Raw genomic sequence first — 214 nt, 5'->3', positions numbered from 1 at the left:
AAGCTTTTTCAACTGGGACTCAATCGTCCCTGCGTACTCTTCCTTCCACTCCCAGGTCCGCTTTAAGAAACCTTCTCTTCCAAGCTCTCTCTTATCGATCCCTTCATCCTTTAACTGGTTTGTTACTTTAACCTCTGTTGAAATCGCCGCATGGTCTGTCCCCGGAATCCACAGCGCATTGTAGCCCTGCATTCTCTTGTATCGGATCAGGATG

1 protein-coding gene is annotated in these 214 nt (G+C 48.1%); it reads right to left on the bottom strand.

Annotation, left to right across the window (positions count from 1 at the left end):
* Nucleotides 1-214 (bottom strand): class I tRNA ligase family protein (locus tag HJY11_RS14490; RefSeq protein ID WP_208076559.1); only part of this gene is annotated, 214 nt, incomplete at both ends.

It is taken from the genome of Bittarella massiliensis (ex Durand et al. 2017), assembly GCF_017566145.1.
Lineage (GTDB): Bacteria > Bacillota > Clostridia > Oscillospirales > Ruminococcaceae > Bittarella > Bittarella massiliensis_A.
The sequence above is the reverse complement of the archived record's forward strand: the minus strand, read 5'-3'. Positions and strand labels throughout refer to the sequence as shown.